At 63.6% G+C, this 17,431-nt stretch carries 15 protein-coding genes; 6 read left to right on the plus strand and 9 right to left on the minus strand.

Translation table 11 applies throughout. The annotated features are described in order from the left end of the window. Positions 1 to 12: 12 nt before the first annotated feature. Together CKO11_RS01745 and ubiA are read right to left on the minus strand one after the other, a co-directional pair. Entirely contained in the window at positions 13 to 2,352 is a 2,340-nt protein-coding gene (locus tag CKO11_RS01745; protein ID WP_223632189.1) for an OmpA family protein, read from the minus strand. 62 nt (positions 2,353 to 2,414) lie between these two features. Further along, entirely contained in the window at positions 2,415 to 3,386 is a 972-nt protein-coding gene (gene ubiA, locus CKO11_RS01750) for a 4-hydroxybenzoate octaprenyltransferase (RefSeq protein ID WP_223632190.1), read from the minus strand. Positions 3,387 to 3,397: 11 nt separating this feature from the next. Between ubiA and CKO11_RS01755 the strand changes: the two genes are divergently transcribed. The 3 genes from CKO11_RS01755 (at position 3,398) to CKO11_RS01765 (ending at position 6,066) form a co-directional block, all read left to right on the plus strand. Beyond that, a complete protein-coding gene (locus CKO11_RS01755) occupies positions 3,398 to 4,123 on the plus strand; it encodes a 16S rRNA (uracil(1498)-N(3))-methyltransferase (RefSeq protein WP_223632191.1) in 726 nt (241 codons plus the stop codon). Beyond that, entirely contained in the window at positions 4,120 to 4,617 is a 498-nt protein-coding gene (locus CKO11_RS01760) for a hypothetical protein (protein WP_223632192.1), read from the plus strand. Before CKO11_RS01755 ends, CKO11_RS01760 begins: the two co-directional genes overlap by 4 nt. A 78-nt stretch (positions 4,618 to 4,695) precedes the next feature. Further along, on the plus strand, positions 4,696 to 6,066 hold the full coding sequence (locus CKO11_RS01765; protein ID WP_223632194.1) for a glutamate--cysteine ligase: 1,371 nt from the start codon (positions 4,696 to 4,698) through the stop codon (positions 6,064 to 6,066). A 52-nt stretch (positions 6,067 to 6,118) separates the two neighbouring features. Here the strand turns inward: CKO11_RS01765 and CKO11_RS01770 are convergent, their stop codons facing one another. The 6 genes from CKO11_RS01770 to CKO11_RS01795 form a co-directional block, all read right to left on the minus strand. Then, positions 6,119 to 6,538: a DUF805 domain-containing protein gene (locus tag CKO11_RS01770; RefSeq protein ID WP_223632196.1), complete on the minus strand. Its 420-nt coding sequence runs from the start codon at positions 6,536 to 6,538 to the stop codon at positions 6,119 to 6,121. 51 nt (positions 6,539 to 6,589) lie between these two features. Beyond that, entirely contained in the window at positions 6,590 to 7,201 is a 612-nt protein-coding gene (gene plsY, locus CKO11_RS01775) for a glycerol-3-phosphate 1-O-acyltransferase PlsY (protein WP_223632198.1), read from the minus strand. Positions 7,202 to 7,237: 36 nt separating this feature from the next. Then, entirely contained in the window at positions 7,238 to 8,515 is a 1,278-nt protein-coding gene (pyrC, locus tag CKO11_RS01780) for a dihydroorotase (RefSeq protein ID WP_223632200.1), read from the minus strand. Continuing rightward, entirely contained in the window at positions 8,512 to 9,006 is a 495-nt protein-coding gene (locus CKO11_RS01785) for an aspartate carbamoyltransferase catalytic subunit (RefSeq protein ID WP_223632202.1), read from the minus strand. Before CKO11_RS01785 ends, pyrC begins: the two co-directional genes overlap by 4 nt. A gap of 131 nt (positions 9,007 to 9,137) precedes the next feature. Then, complete coding sequence (locus tag CKO11_RS01790; RefSeq protein WP_223632204.1) at positions 9,138 to 9,623, minus strand: hypothetical protein; 486 nt, start codon at positions 9,621 to 9,623, stop codon at positions 9,138 to 9,140. Continuing rightward, positions 9,616 to 10,581 (minus strand): aspartate carbamoyltransferase catalytic subunit, encoded by a 966-nt coding sequence (locus CKO11_RS01795; RefSeq protein WP_223632207.1) that lies wholly within the window; start codon positions 10,579 to 10,581, stop codon positions 9,616 to 9,618. Before CKO11_RS01795 ends, CKO11_RS01790 begins: the two co-directional genes overlap by 8 nt. A gap of 96 nt (positions 10,582 to 10,677) precedes the next feature. Between CKO11_RS01795 and CKO11_RS01800 the strand changes: the two genes are divergently transcribed. The 3 genes from CKO11_RS01800 (at position 10,678) to CKO11_RS01810 (ending at position 16,569) form a co-directional block, all read left to right on the plus strand. Then, the gene (locus CKO11_RS01800) at positions 10,678 to 11,499 is read left to right on the plus strand and encodes a uracil-DNA glycosylase family protein (protein WP_223632209.1); all 822 of its coding nucleotides are present in this window, start codon (positions 10,678 to 10,680) and stop codon (positions 11,497 to 11,499) included. A gap of 156 nt (positions 11,500 to 11,655) precedes the next feature. Next, entirely contained in the window at positions 11,656 to 13,125 is a 1,470-nt protein-coding gene (locus CKO11_RS01805; protein WP_223632211.1) for an efflux RND transporter periplasmic adaptor subunit, read from the plus strand. 57 nt (positions 13,126 to 13,182) lie between these two features. Beyond that, positions 13,183 to 16,569, plus strand: a complete 3,387-nt coding sequence (locus CKO11_RS01810) for an efflux RND transporter permease subunit (protein WP_223632352.1) — start codon at positions 13,183 to 13,185, stop codon at positions 16,567 to 16,569. Between the two features lie 3 nt (positions 16,570 to 16,572). Here CKO11_RS01810 and CKO11_RS01815 read toward each other — a convergent pair whose 3' ends face one another. Continuing rightward, positions 16,573 to 17,382: a protein-disulfide reductase DsbD domain-containing protein gene (locus tag CKO11_RS01815; RefSeq protein WP_223632213.1), complete on the minus strand. Its 810-nt coding sequence runs from the start codon at positions 17,380 to 17,382 to the stop codon at positions 16,573 to 16,575. Positions 17,383 to 17,431: the final 49 nt, after the last annotated feature.

The raw sequence follows: 17,431 nt of genomic DNA on the forward strand, positions 1-17,431 counted from the left end.
GCGCGGCTCTCCTCAGTTTGCGGACGGGCCAAGGCCCTCTGGGCGCGGTTTCGGGCGCCCGGGCGATTGCGCCGCAGGGCTGACGGGAATCTCGATGGCCGGGGCGGCAGGCGCGGGCGGTGCGGTGTCTTCGGCGTCTGTTTCGGCGGGCGCCGTTTCTACCGCATCCGCTTCTGGGGGCTCGGTTTCGGGCGCAGTGGTTTCGGGCGCGGCAGTCCCCCCGGCTGTTGGCGCGTCGGGGGCCGCTTCGGCGGGGGCAGGCGTGTCCGCCTCAGCTCCAGTCTCGGGCGTGGAGGCGGGCTCCGCCTCGGGTGTGGCGGCCGTCGTGGTTTCGGGGGGGCTGGGCTGTGCCTCGGGCGCTTCCTCGGTCGGGGCCGCGTCTGTCGCGGCGTCCGACTCGGGCATCGGCTCGCCATGCGCGTCTTCCATCGGCGCGCCATCCTCTTGCGTGGCGTCTTCCAGATCGGGCAGGGCTGCGTCCAGTTCGGGGGCCGCCAGCGCGCCTTCGGACACCGGCAGATCCACCGGCTCGGGCACATTCACCGGCGCCGCATCCAGCAGTACGAATTCGATGCGCCGGTTCGCTTCACGCCCCTCTTCGGTCTCATTATCGGCAATCGGCTGAGTTTCGCCATAGCCGCGTGCGACAAGGTTGCCGGTCAATACGCGCCGCTCGCGCAGCGCCCGCAAGACCGCCTGCGCGCGTTGTTGGCTGAGCCGTAAATTGCCCTCTTCGCTGCCTTGGCTGTCGGTATGGCCCGCCACTTCCATGCGGAAATCCTGACATTGCTGCATCACCCGCGCCAAGGCATCGATCTGCGGCCCATCGCCTTCGGGGATATTGGACGAGGCGGGCTCAAAGGTGATCTTGGCGGCGTCCAGAATGGCATTGAGCCGGGTCACGCATTCCGGCCCATCGGGCAGCGCCAGCGTCGGGTCAAGCCGCTTGTCGTATTTCACCGCCAATTCGATCCGCGCCTCTTCGCCCAGCCGCTGCGCAAAAAGCCGCGCGACCTTGTCAGAGGCTTGCCGGTCGCCGGTGATGCCGCCAAGCCGAACCAGGGTCGGGGTGACGGTCACGCTGCCCTCATGCAGCACGCCCAAGGCTTCAAGCGCAGTGATCGTGCGCACCGGCCAGCCTTGCGGCAGCCCGTCATCGACACGGGTTGCGGCATAAACGGCAGTGGCACCGAATTGCGCCCGCGCAAAGCTTTCCAGCGCTTCGCGGGTGCGTTCAGAGCTGACGCGCCCGCGCAGCTCCACTTTGCCATCGTCGCCCAATTGCGCCGAGAATTCCGGCACTTCGCTGCCAGCCTCTGCCTTGCGGGTCAATTCCGCCTTTAGGGAAAAGACGCCCGGCAGGTTCGATTCCAGCGCGCCCACCACGTTGTCAAAGGTGTCGGGGGTGACCTCTTCGGCTGCAACGAGAACGATATCGGCATCGGAAAAGGTGACCGTCCCCGCCCCCAGATCCTTCAGCGCGCCAAGGGTCATCACCACCGCATCGCCCCATTGCGGCGAGGGGGTGCCCATGCCGATCGTGCAATCCAGATCTCCCATCGCGCCCGCTTGGCGCGCGGCCGTCAGAATGCGCGCGCGTGTGCGCTCGGTATCGGCGGAGCAGGCATCGAAGCGCGCCCCTTCGTCATCGATCAAGAAGCGCAGCGTAAAGGGGGTGATCACCGGGCGCGGGGCGGAAATCTTGGCATCAAGGCGCACGTCCTCGGGGCGGGCACGGGTCAGGTCCGCCTCGATCCGGGCCTTTTCCTCTGGGCTGTCGGTGATCGCTTCCACCGCGATATGACCGGGATCAATCGACACTTTGGCGCGCGGCAAATCTTCCAGCGTAGCGATGCCGAAATCGAACGCGGCATTCCAGCCTGCGGGCACCGGGTAATCCGCGCTTTCCAGCATGTCGGTGACATTTTCAGCGCCCGCAAGCGCGGTCAGGCGGTCGAGCAGCGCTGCGCGGTCTGTCGCTGTTGGCACAAGGCCGATCAGCGAAATTCCCTCGTCATTGCGCAAAAGCTGCAAGGAAAATTCCGGCGGGGTGATTGCCTTGACCACCTCGGCATCGGTGTTGTCGACGATACGCGAACTGTCGACGATGCTCGACACCAGCGTGAGCGTGCGAAACCTTTCCGCCTCTGACGGGGCGGTGCCCACAAGGCTGACCAAAAGCCCGTCGGTATGCACCTGCACCCAGGAATGGCCATCGGCCTCAAGCGCAAGCCGCACCGCTTTGCGGGTGCGCTGTTCGATGATCGTGGCGGCGCCGCCGGCCACGAAAGCAAACAGCACCAGCGCAAAGACAAAGGCGGTGGCGGTCAGGGCTGTTGTGCGGGCGCGCATGTCGTTTTGATCTCCTGCCCTTGGGGTCGAGTTCTCTTAAGAGCGTGAGTTTTCAGGATCAATCAAAGGATTGCCGAACCGGCAAGAAACAGCGCAGCCAAAAGGCCGGTGTTCCGGCTTTTGCGGAAAAGATCGAGGCAGATATCGCCATCGTCGATATCAAGCCGCCTCATCTGCCCGACCATGTGCCAGCCCATCGCCCAAGGCGCCGCAAGCCCAACGACCAAAACCAGCGGATTGCCCAGCGGCAACAGTGCGATCAGCACGGCCGCCGTCATCAGCACCACGACCAAAACGGTGAACAGCGCCAGCCAGCGCGGGGTTTGCGTGCCAAACAGCCGCGCGGTGGATTTGACCCCGATCAGCGCGTCGTCTTCCTTGTCTTGATGGGCATAGATCGTGTCATAAAACAGCGTCCACACAAGACCCGACAGGTAAAGCGCAACCGCCGCCCAAGACAGGCTGCCGGTATGCGCAACCCAACCCAGAAGCGCGCCCCAGTTAAAGGCAATGCCCAAGAACACTTGCGGCCACCATGTGAAACGCTTGGCGAAAGGATAGATCGCCACCGGACCTAGCGCGAGGATGCCCATGCCGATGGCGGCCCAGTTGAAGGTAAACAGGATCAGCGCGGCAATCCCGGTCTGGATCACCATCCAGCCAATCGCCTGTTTCACCGTCACCTGCCCCGAAGGGATCGGGCGCGACCGGGTGCGCGCGACCTTGTCATCGATGTCGCGGTCGGTGATGTCGTTCCATGTGCAGCCTGCCCCGCGCATCAAAAAGGCGCCGATCGCGCAGCCCAAGGCCAACCACAGATCGAAAAGCCGCAGCCCATCGGTGGCCGCCGCCAGCGCGATGCCCCACCAGCACGGCAGCAGCAAAAGCCATGTGCCGATGGGCCGGTCGGCGCGCGACAGCCGCAGGTAAGGCCGGGAAAAGGCCGGGGCGGTATGGTCCACCCAATTGCCGCGATAGGCATCTGCCACTTGCCCGGTGATTTGTGCCTCTGGCGTTTCGCTTTTGCCGGTCATAGTCTCGCCCCATGGAACGTGCCAAAATACGACTCTGTGTAGAGCACCCTTTGGGGCCGGGGCAAGCCGTGCCCCTAAATGCCGATCAGGCGCATTACCTGTTTTCGGTGATGCGGCTTGACGTGGGCGCGCGGGTGGCGCTTTTTAATGGCCGCGATGGCGAGTGGACGGCCGAGGTCGTCGAAGCCGCGAAAAAGGCCGGACGCTTGTCTTGCCTTGGCCAAGCCGCGCCGCAGCTTAACCCGCCCGATCTGTGGCTGATTTTTGCGCCGATCAAAAAAGAGCGCACCGATTTCATCGTCGAAAAGGCCGCCGAACTGGGCTGTGCCAAAATCTTGCCAGTGCAAACAGATTTCACCAATGCCAGCCGCATTCGCCAAGACCGGTTGCAAGCCCATGCCTTAGAAGCGGCGGAGCAATGTCTTGGTACGTATGTCCCTGAAGTCAGGGACTTGCAGCCATTGCAGGCGCTTTTGAAAGACTGGGATCCGGCGCGGCGTATTCTTTGGGGTGATGAAAGTCTGGTCGGTCCGGCGCAGACGCTGGCGGGGCTGAACCCCGGCCCTTGGGCGATTCTGGTGGGGCCTGAGGGCGGCTTTTCGGAAAAAGAGCGTGCGCAATTGCGCGGCTTGCCGTTTGTGACCCCGGTTTCGCTTGGGCCGCGCATCTTGCGCGCCGATACCGCCGCCTGCGCGGCGATCACGCTTTGGCAATCCGCCCTTGGGGATTGGATGTGATCCGCCCCGAGCTGCGCGACCATATCACCCACCACCGCGAGACCTATAGCGCGGCGGCCTGTTTGGCGCTGTCGGTTTGGATCGGCACGCGCGGGGGGTGGTTTCTGGCCGCCTTTGGGCTTTTGTTGGGGGCGATTTGCGCGATCTGGGTGTTGCTGGCGTGGCGGCGCAGCCGCTTTGCTCGCCCGGTTTCTGAGCCGGGGCTGGTCGACCTGGATGAGGGACGGATTGGTTATTACGGCACCGGCGGCGCGGTGCTGGGCGGCTATATCGCGCTTGAGGATTTGGTGGAGATCCGGCTTTTACAGTTGCACGGTCAGCCGGTCTGGCGGCTGAAATCCGCACAGGGGCAGGCGCTTTTGGTGCCGGTGGCTGCCGCTGGGGCGGAAAAGCTATATGATGCCTTTGCCGCGCTGCCGGGCATTGATATGGGCGCGCTCAGCGCGGCGCTGACATCGCGCACCACCGCACAAAGCCTGTGGCGCCGCCGGTAACTTGGCAAGACGATCCGCCTTGACTTGCGCTTGGCCAAGCGCCACCTGTGTGCGCGCAACCATAAGAAGGGTCTCCCCATGTCCATTCCGCAGCAGGGCGGCGGCCCGATCGAGGATTTCGCGCAACTGGCCGAATATCTTGCGGCGGGTGAGAAACCCAAGGACGAGTGGCGTATCGGCACCGAGCATGAGAAATTCGGCTATTGCAAGGACGGGCTGAAGCCATTGCCCTATGACGGCCCGCGTTCGATCCGGGCGATGCTGGAAGGGCTGGCAGAGGTCTTTGATTGGGAGCCGGTGCGCGAAGACGGCCATATCATCGGGCTGGTGCGCAATGGCGCCAATGTTAGCCTTGAACCGGGGGGGCAGTTGGAACTGTCCGGCGCGCCGCTCGAAAACCTGCACCAGACCTGCCAAGAGGTGAATGAACACCTGACCGAGGTGCACCGGATCGCCGACCGGATTGGCGCGCGGTTCATTGGTCTGGGCGCCGCCCCCGAATGGGCGCAGGACGAGATGCCGATGATGCCCAAGGGCCGCTATCGGTTGATGACCAGTTACATGGATAAGGTCGGCACCATGGGCAAAACCATGATGTATCGGACCTGCACGGTTCAGGTGAACCTCGACTTCGCGTCCGAGGCCGATATGGTGCAAAAGATGCGCGTGGCTTTGGCGTTGCAGCCCGTTGCGACCGCGCTTTTTGCCAATTCGCCCTTCTTGGATGGCAAGCCCAACGGAATGAAATCGTGGCGCAGCCATATTTGGCAAAACCTCGATGCGTCGCGCACCGGCATGCTGCCGTTCTTCTTTGAAGATGGCATGAGCTATGAGCGTTACGTGGATTACGTGCTCGATGTGCCGATGTATTTCGTCTATCGCGATGGCAAATATATCGATGCTTTGGGGCAATCTTTCCGCGATTTTCTGAAGGGCGAATTGCCTGCGCTGCCCGGTGAAAAGCCGACGCTGTCGGACTGGGCGGACCATCTGACCACGGTCTTCCCCGAGGCACGGGTGAAGAAATACATCGAGATGCGCGGCGCCGATGGCGGCCCGTGGCGGCGGCTTTGTGCGCTGCCCGCGCTTTGGGTCGGGCTGATGTATGATCAAAGCGCACTGGATGCAGCCTGGGATCTGGTCAAAGGCTGGGATGAAGACACCCGTGAGGGCTTGCGCCGGGTTGCGGCCAAAGAGGCGCTGCAAGGCGAGGTGAATGGCCTCAAGATGCATGACCTTGCCCGCGAAGTGGTGGCGATTTCCAAATCCGGGCTTGCCGCGCGCGGCATTGCCGGCGCCGGCGGGTTGATCCCGGACGAGACCTATTTCCTCAACGCGCTGGAAGAAAGCATCGACACCGGCATGGTGCCCGCAGACAAGCTGTTGGAGAAATACCACGGCCATTGGCAGGGCGATCTGAGCCGGATTTACGGCGAATACAGCTACTAAGACGAAGGGGGCCGCTTGGGCCCCCTTTCTTATCCAGTTACGGCTGCGGCAGTTAGGGCAGCGGCGGGGGGCCACCCTCGGGCGATGCGCCAAAGCTGTTCGACCCCTGCTGCGACGGTTGCACGTAGAAATACAGCAGCACCAAAGAGCCGATCAGCGGGATCAGCCCAATCAAGATGAACCAGCCCGATTTGCCCACATCATGCAGGCGGCGCACGGTGACTGCCAGCATCGGCAAAAGCATCCCCAAGGCAAAAAGCCCCGACAGCGGCCCGCCGTTGGAGTGCCATTCATAGCCGCCCCGCACATGGCTGACGTCGCCAATGCCGAGAAGGGCGGTTTCAATCGTGGCCAGCACGATCGAACCCAGCATGAAGAACAGAACGAACCACCAGAATTCGGACCGGGGTGCGCGGCCCCGGAACGTGGCATATTTACGAAAACAGGTTTTGACAGAAGTGATCAAATTCATTTCAGCCCCCTATTGGACACACGCGCATCAGGCGCGTGACAGTGCTGAAAATCAACCCTTCTTGCCGATCTTTGGTTCCGTCCCGGCGGTGATCCGCGCGATATTGGCACGGTGACGCCAGAAGATCAGCACCGCCATCAGCGCGCAAATCGGCATCAGCTTTTGATCCGAAAGCAGCCACGCCAGCGGCACCGAAGCCGCCGCTGCCACCAAGGCCGACAGCGAGGAAATGCGCCAAACGGCGGCGGTGATCAGCCAGACGCCACAGGCCGCGAGCCCCAAAAGCCAATGCAAGGCGATCAACGTGCCAAGGAAGGTTGCGACGCCCTTGCCGCCGCGAAATTTCAGCCAGACCGGGTAAAGATGGCCAAAGAAGGCCGCGCCACCGGCGACGATGGCCGCCGTTTCGCTGCCCAAAACCAGCCGCGCCAAAACCACCGCAATGGCGCCCTTGGCCCCATCCAGCACCAGCGTCGTCGCCGCCGCCGCCTTGTTGCCGGTGCGCAGCACATTGGTCGCACCAATATTGCCCGAGCCGATCTGGCGCAGATCGCCCAGCCCCATCAGCTTGGTGATGACCACCCCAAACGGCACCGAGCCGATCAGGTAGCCCAATCCCGCCACCGCCAGCAAAAGCGCCGCCCCCGCGTGCAGATCCGCCATCTGTGTCCCTTTTCTCTCGTGCCTCGGTGCCGAGTCTTATTGCCCAGCCTGCCCGAAAACCTGCACCCCGCCGACGAAAGTGGCAAGCACCTTCCCGCTGAGCCGGGCGCCGTCAAAGGGTGTGTTCTTCGATTTCGACGCGAGGCCGAAGCGGTCCAGCACAAAGGGCGCATCGGCATCAAAAAGCACCAAATCGGCGGGCGCACCCTCGCAAATACGGCCTTGCGGCAGCCCCAGCAGCTTGGCGGGGTTGAGCGCGAGCGCGCGGAAAAGTTGCGGCAGGCTCAGGTTGCCCGCGTGATAAAGCCGCAGCGCGGCGGGCAGCAGCGTTTCAAGCCCGACGGCCCCCGCAGCGGCTTCTTCGAACGGCAGCCGCTTGCTTTCTTCATCCGCCGGTGTGTGCATGGAACAGATGATGTCAATCACCCCTTCCGCGACCGCCTGCACCACGGCAAGCCGGTCATCTTCAGATCGCAAGGGGGGGGTCAGCTTGAAGAAGGTGCGATAGTCGCCCACGTCGAATTCATTCAGCGTCAGGTGATGGACCGAGACCCCCGCCGTTACCCTTAGCCCATTCGCTTTGGCGCGTTGGAGTGCGGGCAACGCCCGCGCGGTGGTGATCTGATCGGCGTGGTAGCGCACGCCCGTCATTTCGACCAAGGCCATATCACGGTCAAAACCCATCCGCTCGGCCATGGCCGACACGCCGGGCAAGCCGCGCAGGCTGGCAAATTTGCCCGAGGTCGCGGCCGCCCCTTTCGACAGCCCCGGTTCTTGCGGGTGACAGATCACCAGCGCGCCCAAGCTTTTGGCATAGGTGAAGGCACGCGAGAGCACCTTGGTGTCGGTGGTGACGCGGTCATAATCGGTAAAGGCTGCCGCGCCTGCATCCATCAAGAAGCCGATCTCGGTCATCTCACGGCCTTCGCGGCCTTTGGTCAGCGCGGCCATATGGCGGATGCGCACCGGCGCCTCTGCCGCGCGACGGGTGACGAATTCCAGCACTTCGGGGGTATCAATCGCGGGGGCGGTGTCGGGCCGGGCAATCACCGTTGTGATGCCGCCGCGCGCCGCCGCTTGGCCTGCGGTGCGGAAGCTTTCGCGGTGCCGCTCGCCCGGCTCTCCAATTTTGACGCCAATATCGACGATGCCGGGGGCCAAGCATTTGCCGCCGCAGTCAATCACTTCGGCCCCGGCGGGCGCCTGCATCTGCCCGATGGCCGCGATGATGCCGCCATCGATCACAAGGTTTGCCTCGGTTTCGGTTTGCGCCTCGGGGTCGATCACACGGGCGTTTTGCAAAAACAGGGTCATTGAAGCGCCTCCCGGGCGTATTTCAGCAGCGCAAACACTTCGGGGGCCTGCGCGATATCAAGAAAGCCGATATTCTGGGTGGAATAGCCGTTCTTGGTTTTTACCCGCTTGGTGGCAAAAATTACATCGCCCGCCTTGTCACCGCCGCCAAGCCGGATCGGCATGTTCGCCGTGATCGGATAGGTGTCAAGGATCTTGCCCTTCCACCAATGCCGCCGCGCGATATAGGCGGCGCGATCGGACAGCGTGAACCAGGTCTCGCGCAGCCGCATCCGTTCATCCAAAACCGCAACCGCGACGACCCCGACGCCCACCGAGAAATGGATCAGCCCGAACATCCAAGCAAAGCCGCCATCTTGGGCCGCCATAATCATCCAAAACAGCGCAAAGCCGGCAAAGAAAAAGCCGAAAACAGAGGCAAGGAGCAGCTTAAGCCATTTGATCCGGCGCACTGGTCTGCCGCGCCACAAAATCTGCTCACCGGGTTGCATGATCCCTTCCCAACCCGCGGGCACGGTATCCGGGGCGGGCGCCGGCTCCGTTTGCGGAATCGGCGGTGGCGGTTCATGCAAAACCACCGGTTCTTTGTCCCGCTCGGCGCGGGGCAGGGGGCGCGGTGGTCTCATGTTACCACCTTGGCGCGGCGGGCCTTGGCCGCTTCAATCGCGGCCACCACGGGCGCGGCCTCGGCCAGATGCCGGATCAGGTGTTTTCCGCCCGATTTGGTGACGATCTGCACATCGCCCATCAGCGAGCGCACGGTCTCAATTTCAAGCAGCATCACCTGCCGCCCTTGCGGGCCGATCAGCCGCCGGTCGGTCAATTGCCAGCGCCGGGCAAAAGCTTCGGAGCGGAAATAAAGCGCGCGCAAAACCATGCCCACGATGATCGCGATCACCGCAACCAGAACCTGATCGGTCTTGCCCAGCCAGACCAGCACCGCCGACACCAAAACCGCGCCGATGCCGCCCAGAACAAGATGGTCATAGTAATAGCGCCGCGCATCGGCCAAAAAGACTTGCGCGACCTGCTCGCCCGGCTCCAGCGGCAATTCGCTTTCGGTGCCAGGGCGATAGTTCAGAACCTCGTCGCGGGGCATCTTAGACATGCACGCCCTCCGTCGCGGCGCGGCCCCGCTCGGCGCGCAGGTTTTGCGCCAGAAGGTCCATCACCGCCATGCGCACGGCAACGCCCATTTCCACCTGTTCCTGAATCACCGAGCGGTTGATGTCATCGGCAATCGTGCCATCAATTTCAACGCCCCGGTTCATCGGGCCGGGGTGCATGACGATGGCATCATCTTTCGCATAGGCGAGTTTTTCGGCATCCAGCCCGTAGCGGTGGAAATATTCGCGTTCTGACGGGATGAACCCGCCATCCATCCGTTCGCGTTGCAGCCGCAGCATCATCACCACATCGGCGTCGCGCAGGCCCTCGCGCATGTCTTGGCACACTTCGGCGCCGATATTGTCAAAGCCCGAGGGCATCAGCGTCGGCGGGCCGACCAGCCGGACGCGGTTTTCCATCTTGCCCAGAAGCAAAAGGTTCGACCGTGCCACCCGGCTGTGCGCGACATCGCCGCAAATCGCCACCGTAAGGCGCTGAATTCGTCCCTTGGCGCGCCGGATTGTCAGCGCATCCAAAAGCGCTTGGGTGGGGTGTTCATGCTTGCCGTCGCCCGCATTGACCACCGCGCAATTGACCTTTTGCGCCAGCAGATCGACCGCGCCCGATGACCCATGCCGCACCACCAGCAGATCGGGGTGCATCGCATTGAGTGTCATCGCCGTATCGATCAGCGTTTCGCCCTTTTTCACACTCGATGTCTGCATCGACATGTTCATCACATCGGCGCCAAGGCGCTTGCCCGCAAGCTCGAAACTCGACTGTGTGCGGGTCGAGTTTTCGAAAAACATGTTGATTTGCGTCAGCCCCGCCAGTGCATCCGTGCGTTTGACGGTGCGGCGGTTCAGATCGACATAGCGGTCGGCAAGGTCGAGGACGGTGCGGATATCCTCGGGGGAGAGATGCTCGATCCCCAGAAGATGGCGGGCGCGGAAAGCCATGACTTCCTCCGATGTTGTCGGGGCTGCTTATGGCAAAAGGGGGGGCGTGCGTCCAGCGGCTTTGACCGGGTCAAGCCGCCATGTCATAGAGAAATCATGCAGACTCACCCGCCCACCGATCTAAGCTATGATGCCGCGCTGGCCGCGCTGGAATGGATGGTCGAATTGGGGGTCAGTGCGCCGGTGGGCGATGATCCGGTCAATGCCTATGATCTGCCCGACCGGCTGGCGATGCCAGAGCGCCCCGCAACGCCTGCGCCCGCGCCAAGCCCGGCGCGCCCGGTGCCAGTGGCGCGGATGGAAGACAGCGTCGATGTTGTGGCCGTGGCGCGTGCCGCAGCGGCCAAGGCGGCCACGCTGGACGATTTGCGCGAGGCGATCATCGGTTACGAACATTGCCCGCTTAAACAAGGGGCGCGTAACACCGTTTTTGCCGATGGCAATCCGAAGGCCCGCGTGATGCTGATCGGCGAGGCCCCGGGCCGCGACGAGGATTTGCAGGGCAAGCCTTTCGTTGGCCGTGCCGGGCAACTGCTGGACAAGATGCTGGCGGCAGTGGGGCTGGACCGCAGCGCGCCTGATCCGAATGGTTCGGTCTATATTGCGAATGTTCTGCCGTGGCGCCCCCCGGGCAACCGCGACCCGGAACCGGCGGAAATTGCGCAGATGCTGCCCTTTCTGGCGCGGCATGTGGAGCTGATCGACCCCGATATGATCGTTCTGATGGGCAATACCGCTTGCGCTGCAGCTTTGGGCAAGCGCGGCATCACCCGGCTGCGCGGCACTTGGACCGAAGCTTTTGGTCGCCCCACGCTTCCGACCTTGCACCCGGCGAACCTGTTTCGTGCCCCGGCCAACAAACGGTTGGTGTGGGAAGACCTGTTGGCGTTGCGGGCGCGACTGAATGCCCCGGCGTAGGGGCAAGGACGATAACAGTTCCATGAATTCTTCGTGATATGCGACAGGATCACGTGGCAAGCACGTATCTGTGTTGCACATGCTTCCAAACCCGCCCGTTTTCTAACTTTCGGATGATCCACGCCCGGCCTCGGCCATCGACTGCAGGACCCTGATATGCGTTTTCTCTTTCGTTCCCTGACGGGGCTTTTCCTCGCGGCCCTGACCATCGCGCTTTTGGCGGCGGGCGGTTTCACGATGAAATCGGCGCTCGATGCACGCAAGCAAGGGCCAGCCCGGATGCGGGCGGCGCAAGAACGGGTGTTTGCGGCCAATGTGATTGCGCTTGAGTTTGCCGCGCGCCAGCCAGAACTGACGGCGTATGGCGCGGTGCGCACTTTGCGCGAATTGGAATTGCGCGCCCCTGCGGCAGGCACGCTGATGGATCTGTCGCCGAATTTCGTGGAAGGCGGGCAGGTCGCGGCGGGGGAAGTGCTGGCCCGGCTTGATCCGGTAGAGGCTTTGGCTAACCGCGATTCCGCGGCCGCCTCTAAGGCCGAGGCCGAGGCGCAACTGGCACTGGCCGAACGCGGCCTGACATTGGCGCGCGATGATCTGACCGCGGCCGAGCGGCAGGCGGAGCTGCGCCGCGCCGCGCTGGAGCGTCAGCGCGCCATCGATGAAAAAGGTTTTGGCACCACCGCCAATATCGAAACGGCAGAATTGGCCGTCTCTGCCGCCGAACAGGCGGTGGTCAGCCGCCGCTCGGCGCTGTCTTCGGCCGAAGCGGCGCTGGATCAGGCGCGCAATGCCCTGCGGCGCGCGGAGATCGCGCTGTCGGAAGCGCAGCGCAAGCTGGACGAAACCGAAATTCGCGCCGAATTCACTGGCCAGCTTTCCGGGGTTGAAACGGTCGCGGGCCGGCTTGTGTCGAACAACGAAATTCTGGGCACGCTGATTGATCCCAGCGCGCTTGAGGTGTCGTTCCGGGTGCCGACCGCGCAATTTGCCCGGCTGACCGATGAAACCGGCGCGTTGCGCAAGTTGACGGCGCGGGTGACGCTGGATCTGGGGCAAGATCATATCACCGTGCCCGCGACGCTGGAACGTGCGGGTGCGGCAGTCGAAGAGGGGCAGGCCGGGCGGCTTCTGTTTGCGCGGTTGATGGAAACGCGCGGGCTTAAGGCGGGCGATTTCGTGACCGTTACGCTTGCGATGCCGATGATCGAGAATGTCGCGCTTTTGCCCGCGGCCGCCGTAGGCCCCGATGGCAAGGTGTTGGTGTTGGGGCCCGAAGAGCGCCTGCAGGCCGAGCCGGTCGACGTGGTGCATCGCCAAGGCGATGATGTGCTGATCCGCGCCGCCGGTCTGCAATCCGGCCAAGAGGTGGTGGCCGAACGCACACCGCTGTTGGGCGAGGGGCTGAAGCTGCGCCCGCTGCGCGCGGCCACCGATGGTGCGGCGCTTGTGCCGCAAAAGCCCGAACAGGTGACGCTGGATGCCGACCGTCGCGCCCGGCTGATCGCGGCGGTCGAGGGCAATCCTCGCATGCCGGCAGAAGCCAAGGCGCGGATGCTGGCCACGTTGCAACAAGACCAAGTGCCCGCCGATTTGGTCGCGCGGATCGAATCGCGGATGGGGGGCTGATCTATGGCCAACCCCGCCGAACGCGACCAGTTGAATGCCGCCGCCGCTGCTGTTGTGATGGCCGAAGGCGAATTTGCCCGCCCGGGCGAGGCGCTGCCCAAGGCGCATGGGATCATTGCGCTATTCACTCGCCACAAAACGCTGGCGAACCTGCTTTTGGTGGTTTTGCTGCTGGCGGGGGCGGTGACGCTGCCCAAAATGCGCGCGCAGTTCTTTCCCGATTCCATCGAGGAATCGGTCACTGTTTCGGTGGTCTGGGAGGGCGCGGGGGCCGAGGAAATCGACCGGGCCATCGTGCAGGTGTTGGAACCTTCGCTGATCGCGGTCGAGGGGGTCAGCGAATCCGAAAGCCGCTCGACCGAGGGATCGGCGCGCATCTCGCTGACGTTCGAAGACAGTTGGGATATGAGCCGGGCGGTGTCCGATGTGGAACAGGCGGTTTCCACGGCGGGGGCCTTGCCCGATGCCGCCGAAGACCCGGAAATTACCCGCGGCGCGTGGCGCGACACGGTCACCGATGTGGTGATCAACGGTCCGCTCTCGCCCGAACAGATTGGGCGGCTGGCGGATGAACTGGTCACCCGGCTATATGCAGAGGGCGTGACGCGCACCACGATCCAAGGTTTCTTGGCGCCGCAAACGGTGGTCGAACTGCCCACGGTGCAGATGATGCGCCATGATGTGACCCTGAGCGAGATCGCCACGGTGATTGGTGCCGAGGCGGCGACCGCCCCTGCGGGCGATGTGTCGGGCGGGGCGCAGCGCGTGCGCACCGGCGAGGAACGGCGCGATGCGCTGTCAATCTCCGAATTGGTGCTGCGCGAAGAAAGCGACGGATCACTTTTGCGCATCGGCGATGTGGCGCAGATCCGGGTCGAGGGCGGCAACCGCGAACGCGCTTATTTCGTGGGGGAAAACCCGGCCATCTCGATCAATGTCGCGCGCTCGGCCGAGGGGGATGCGATTGCGCTGCAACGCACTGTCGAGGCGGTGGTGGCGCAGATGCAGCCCACGGTGCCCGCGGGCACCTCGATCGATCTGATCCGCTCGCGCTCCGAGGCGATTCAGGCCCGGCTCGATCTGCTGATCCATAACGGCACGCAGGGGCTTGCCTTGGTGTTGGTGCTTTTGTTTTTGTTCCTGAACGCGCGCACAGCCTTTTGGGTGGCGATGGGCATTCCCACCGCCATCGCTGCGGCGCTCTTTGCGATGTATATGGGCGGCATGACGTTGAACATGATCTCGCTTTTCGCGCTGATCTTGACGCTGGGCATTGTGGTCGACGATGCCATCGTCGTGGGCGAACATGCCGATTTCCGGTCCCGCGAATTGGGCGAGCATCCGGTGCTGGCCGCTGAACAGGGTGCGCGGCGGATGCTGTCGCCGGTTTTGGCCTCGTCCATCACCTCGATTATCGCCTTTGGCGGGCTGACGATGATGAGCGGGCCGATGGGGCGGATGGTGGCCGATATCCCGTGGACGGTGATTGCGGTTCTGGCGGCCTCTTTGATCGAGTGCTTCCTGATTTTGCCCAATCACATGGCGCATGCGCTGGTGCATACTGCGAAGGAACGCTGGTATGACTGGCCCTCGCGCCAGGTGAATGCGGGGCTCGACTGGTTCCGGCTGCGCGTGATGCGCCCCTTCGTGCGCATGGTGCTGACGGCACGCTATGCGGTGCTGGCGGGCACGCTGTCGCTGATGGTGGCCTCGGTCGCGCTGGTGGTGGGCGGCGCGGTGCAATGGCGCTTTTTCAGCCCGCCTGAACGCTCCATGGTGTCGGCGGCCTATTCGATGCTGGCGGGCGCAAGCCGCGAGGACACCTTGGCGCAGATGCGCGCGTTGCAAGAGGCCGCGCATGAGGTTGGCGCTCAATACGAAGACGAATATGGCACCAATCCGGTGACCTATGTGGTGGCCCAAGTGGGGGGCGCGGTCGGACGCTCGCTTGCCTCGGCCGACAGCAAAGATACCGATCTTCTGGGCGCGATCACCATCGAATTGATCGATCAGGATTATCGCAGCTATTCCTCGGCGGATTTCTTGCAGCGCTATCAAGCCGTCGCCGCGCGCCATCCGTTGATCGAGGAACTTAGCTTCCGCTCGTTCCATGCGGGGCCCTCGTCCGATGGGATTTCGGTCAAATTCGCAGGCGCGGAAAGCCGGGTGCTGAAAGAGGCGGCGGAAGATTTGAAAGCGGCGCTGGCCACCTTCCCCGAAGTGTCGGCGCTGGAAGACAATCTGGCCTATGACAAGCAGGAATTGATCCTTGATCTGACGCCGCAAGGCGCGGCGCTGGGCTTTGATATCGACATGCTGAGCCGCGAATTGCGCGCCCGGCTCAACGGGATCGAGGCGGCGACCTTCCCCGATGGCACGCGTGAAGCCTCGATCCGGGTGGAAATGCCGGAGACGGAACTGACCGCCGATTTTCTGGACCGCATGCAGATGCGCACCCCGGCGGGCAATTGGGTGCCCTTGTCCGATATTGTCAGCGCGCGCACGCAGATCGGTTTCTCGACGATCCGGCGCGAGGATGGCGTGCGCTCGATCGAGGTCACGGGCAATATTTCCGAAGACAATGCCGAGCGCGCCAATGAGATTGAACGGCAAATGACCGAGGACATCCTGCCACGCATTTCCGAAGAACGCGGTGTGACTTGGAGCCTTGGCGGTGCGGCGGAACGCGAACGCGAGTTCATGGGCGATGCGCTGCTGGGGCTCGTGCTGGTGCTGACCGGGATCTATCTGTGCCTGTCATGGATTTTCTCATCCTGGTCGCGCCCGGCGGTGGTGATGTCGGTCATTCCCTTTGGGATCATCGGTGCCTTCTGGGGCCATTGGCATTGGGGGGTGCCCTTGTCGATGTTCTCGGTTGTGGGGCTGATCGGGATGACGGGGATCATCATCAACGATGCCATCGTGCTGATTTCAACGGTCGATGAATATGCCGCCAAACGCGGTTTGCGCCCGGCGATCATCGACGCGGTCGCTGACCGGTTGCGCCCGGTGCTGCTGACGACGTTGACCACGGTTTTGGGGCTGGGACCGCTGCTTTACGAGCGGTCCTCTTCGGCGCTGTTTCTCAAACCGACCGTTATCACGCTGGTTTATGGGCTCGCCTTTGGCATGGTGATCGTGCTGGTCGTGGTGCCGGCAGCGCTGGCCGTGGGGCAAGATTTTGGCCGGGCAATCCGGGCGCTCAAGCGCGGTTTGCGCGGCGGCCATGGCGCCGGGCGCGGATTGCAGATCGCGCTGGGCGGTGCCATCGCGGCGCTGGTTCTGGGCTTTGCGGCGACGCTGGGCCGGGCGATCTGGTCGGGCGCGGGCGTCGGCATGGCGCTTGGCCAGTTCATCGGTCTTGCGCTTGTGGTCACGGTTTTGGCTGGCCTTTGCGCCGCATGGCTTGCCCGACGGCACGCGCCGGCGCAGCCCGCGCAATAGGCTTTACGGGCTGGGGCAGCCGTCGATTTCGATCGCCCCCGCCGCGCTCACCACTGTGATGCGCAAATCCTGCGGGTCAAGCGCAAAAGGCGCGCCGGTTTCGGGCACAAACTCGGCACTGGCCAGAAGCGTGCCGCCGTCGCGAGAAATCATCGGATCGGACACCCAGATCGGGCGCGAGCGCAATTCCAAAAGCGCCACTTCGCCGGGGGCGGGGGGCAGGTCGATCTGTGCCTCGACCCGCATCCCGTCACGGATCGGCGCCACGGTGCAACGCGCAAGCCCGGACCGCGGCTTGGGTTCCGCCGCCAGCGCTGCCGAGATGTCCCCATCTGGGGCCCCGGGCCCGGCCAGCCAAGCCGACAGATCCAACTGAACCGGCACGCAAATCTCGTGGCAAATGCCGAAATCGAGTTGCGCCTCAAGGTCCACCGGCACGCCCGGCTCAACCGGGGTGATCTCAAGCGGCAACAGCAGCGCATCGTGATAGCCCACCGTGCGCATGCCGTTTTGGTCAAACACTTCGGGCGCAGGCCAGATCACGCGCACGTCCTTGAGGTTATGCGACCCGGCAAAGTTCAACACCGGTGGCACGCCGGCCTCGCCGGGCATGCGCCAATAGGTTTTCCAGCCGGGCGCCAGCCGCAGATCAAGCGCCGCCATATGAGTGCCGGTCTCGGTCGCCCAGCCACGGCGAATGTCTGCGCCCACCAGCCCCTCAGGCAGGGGGGCGTGTTGCGCCAACGCAGCGGGCACGGTGGCGCACAGGCTGGCGGCAAGGCAAAGCGGGGACAGGGGCAAGATCGAACGCATATCTTCCGATAGCCGCAGGTAGGGCCCGGTTCCAAGTCACAAAAACGCC

Source organism: Rhodobacter sp. TJ_12 (assembly GCF_020023995.1).
Taxonomy (GTDB): domain Bacteria; phylum Pseudomonadota; class Alphaproteobacteria; order Rhodobacterales; family Rhodobacteraceae; genus Rhodobacter.

Excerpts from the sequence above, each read along its gene's own strand:
- CKO11_RS01745 (WP_223632189.1), bottom strand. The coding sequence starts at position 2,352 with ATGCGCGCCCGCACAACAGCCCTGACCGCCACCGCCTTTGTCTTTGCG.
- ubiA (WP_223632190.1), bottom strand. The coding sequence starts at position 3,386 with ATGACCGGCAAAAGCGAAACGCCAGAGGCACAAATCACCGGGCAAGTG.
- CKO11_RS01755 (WP_223632191.1), top strand. The coding sequence starts at position 3,398 with ATGGAACGTGCCAAAATACGACTCTGTGTAGAGCACCCTTTGGGGCCG.
- CKO11_RS01765 (WP_223632194.1), top strand. The coding sequence starts at position 4,696 with ATGTCCATTCCGCAGCAGGGCGGCGGCCCGATCGAGGATTTCGCGCAA.
- CKO11_RS01770 (WP_223632196.1), bottom strand. The coding sequence starts at position 6,538 with ATGAATTTGATCACTTCTGTCAAAACCTGTTTTCGTAAATATGCCACG.
- plsY (WP_223632198.1), bottom strand. The coding sequence starts at position 7,201 with ATGGCGGATCTGCACGCGGGGGCGGCGCTTTTGCTGGCGGTGGCGGGA.
- pyrC (WP_223632200.1), bottom strand. The coding sequence starts at position 8,515 with ATGACCCTGTTTTTGCAAAACGCCCGTGTGATCGACCCCGAGGCGCAA.
- CKO11_RS01785 (WP_223632202.1), bottom strand. The coding sequence starts at position 9,006 with ATGCAACCCGGTGAGCAGATTTTGTGGCGCGGCAGACCAGTGCGCCGG.
- CKO11_RS01790 (WP_223632204.1), bottom strand. The coding sequence starts at position 9,623 with ATGTCTAAGATGCCCCGCGACGAGGTTCTGAACTATCGCCCTGGCACC.
- CKO11_RS01795 (WP_223632207.1), bottom strand. The coding sequence starts at position 10,581 with ATGGCTTTCCGCGCCCGCCATCTTCTGGGGATCGAGCATCTCTCCCCC.
- CKO11_RS01800 (WP_223632209.1), top strand. The coding sequence starts at position 10,678 with ATGCAGACTCACCCGCCCACCGATCTAAGCTATGATGCCGCGCTGGCC.
- CKO11_RS01805 (WP_223632211.1), top strand. The coding sequence starts at position 11,656 with ATGCGTTTTCTCTTTCGTTCCCTGACGGGGCTTTTCCTCGCGGCCCTG.
- CKO11_RS01810 (WP_223632352.1), top strand. The coding sequence starts at position 13,183 with ATGGCCGAAGGCGAATTTGCCCGCCCGGGCGAGGCGCTGCCCAAGGCG.
- CKO11_RS01815 (WP_223632213.1), bottom strand. The coding sequence starts at position 17,382 with ATGCGTTCGATCTTGCCCCTGTCCCCGCTTTGCCTTGCCGCCAGCCTG.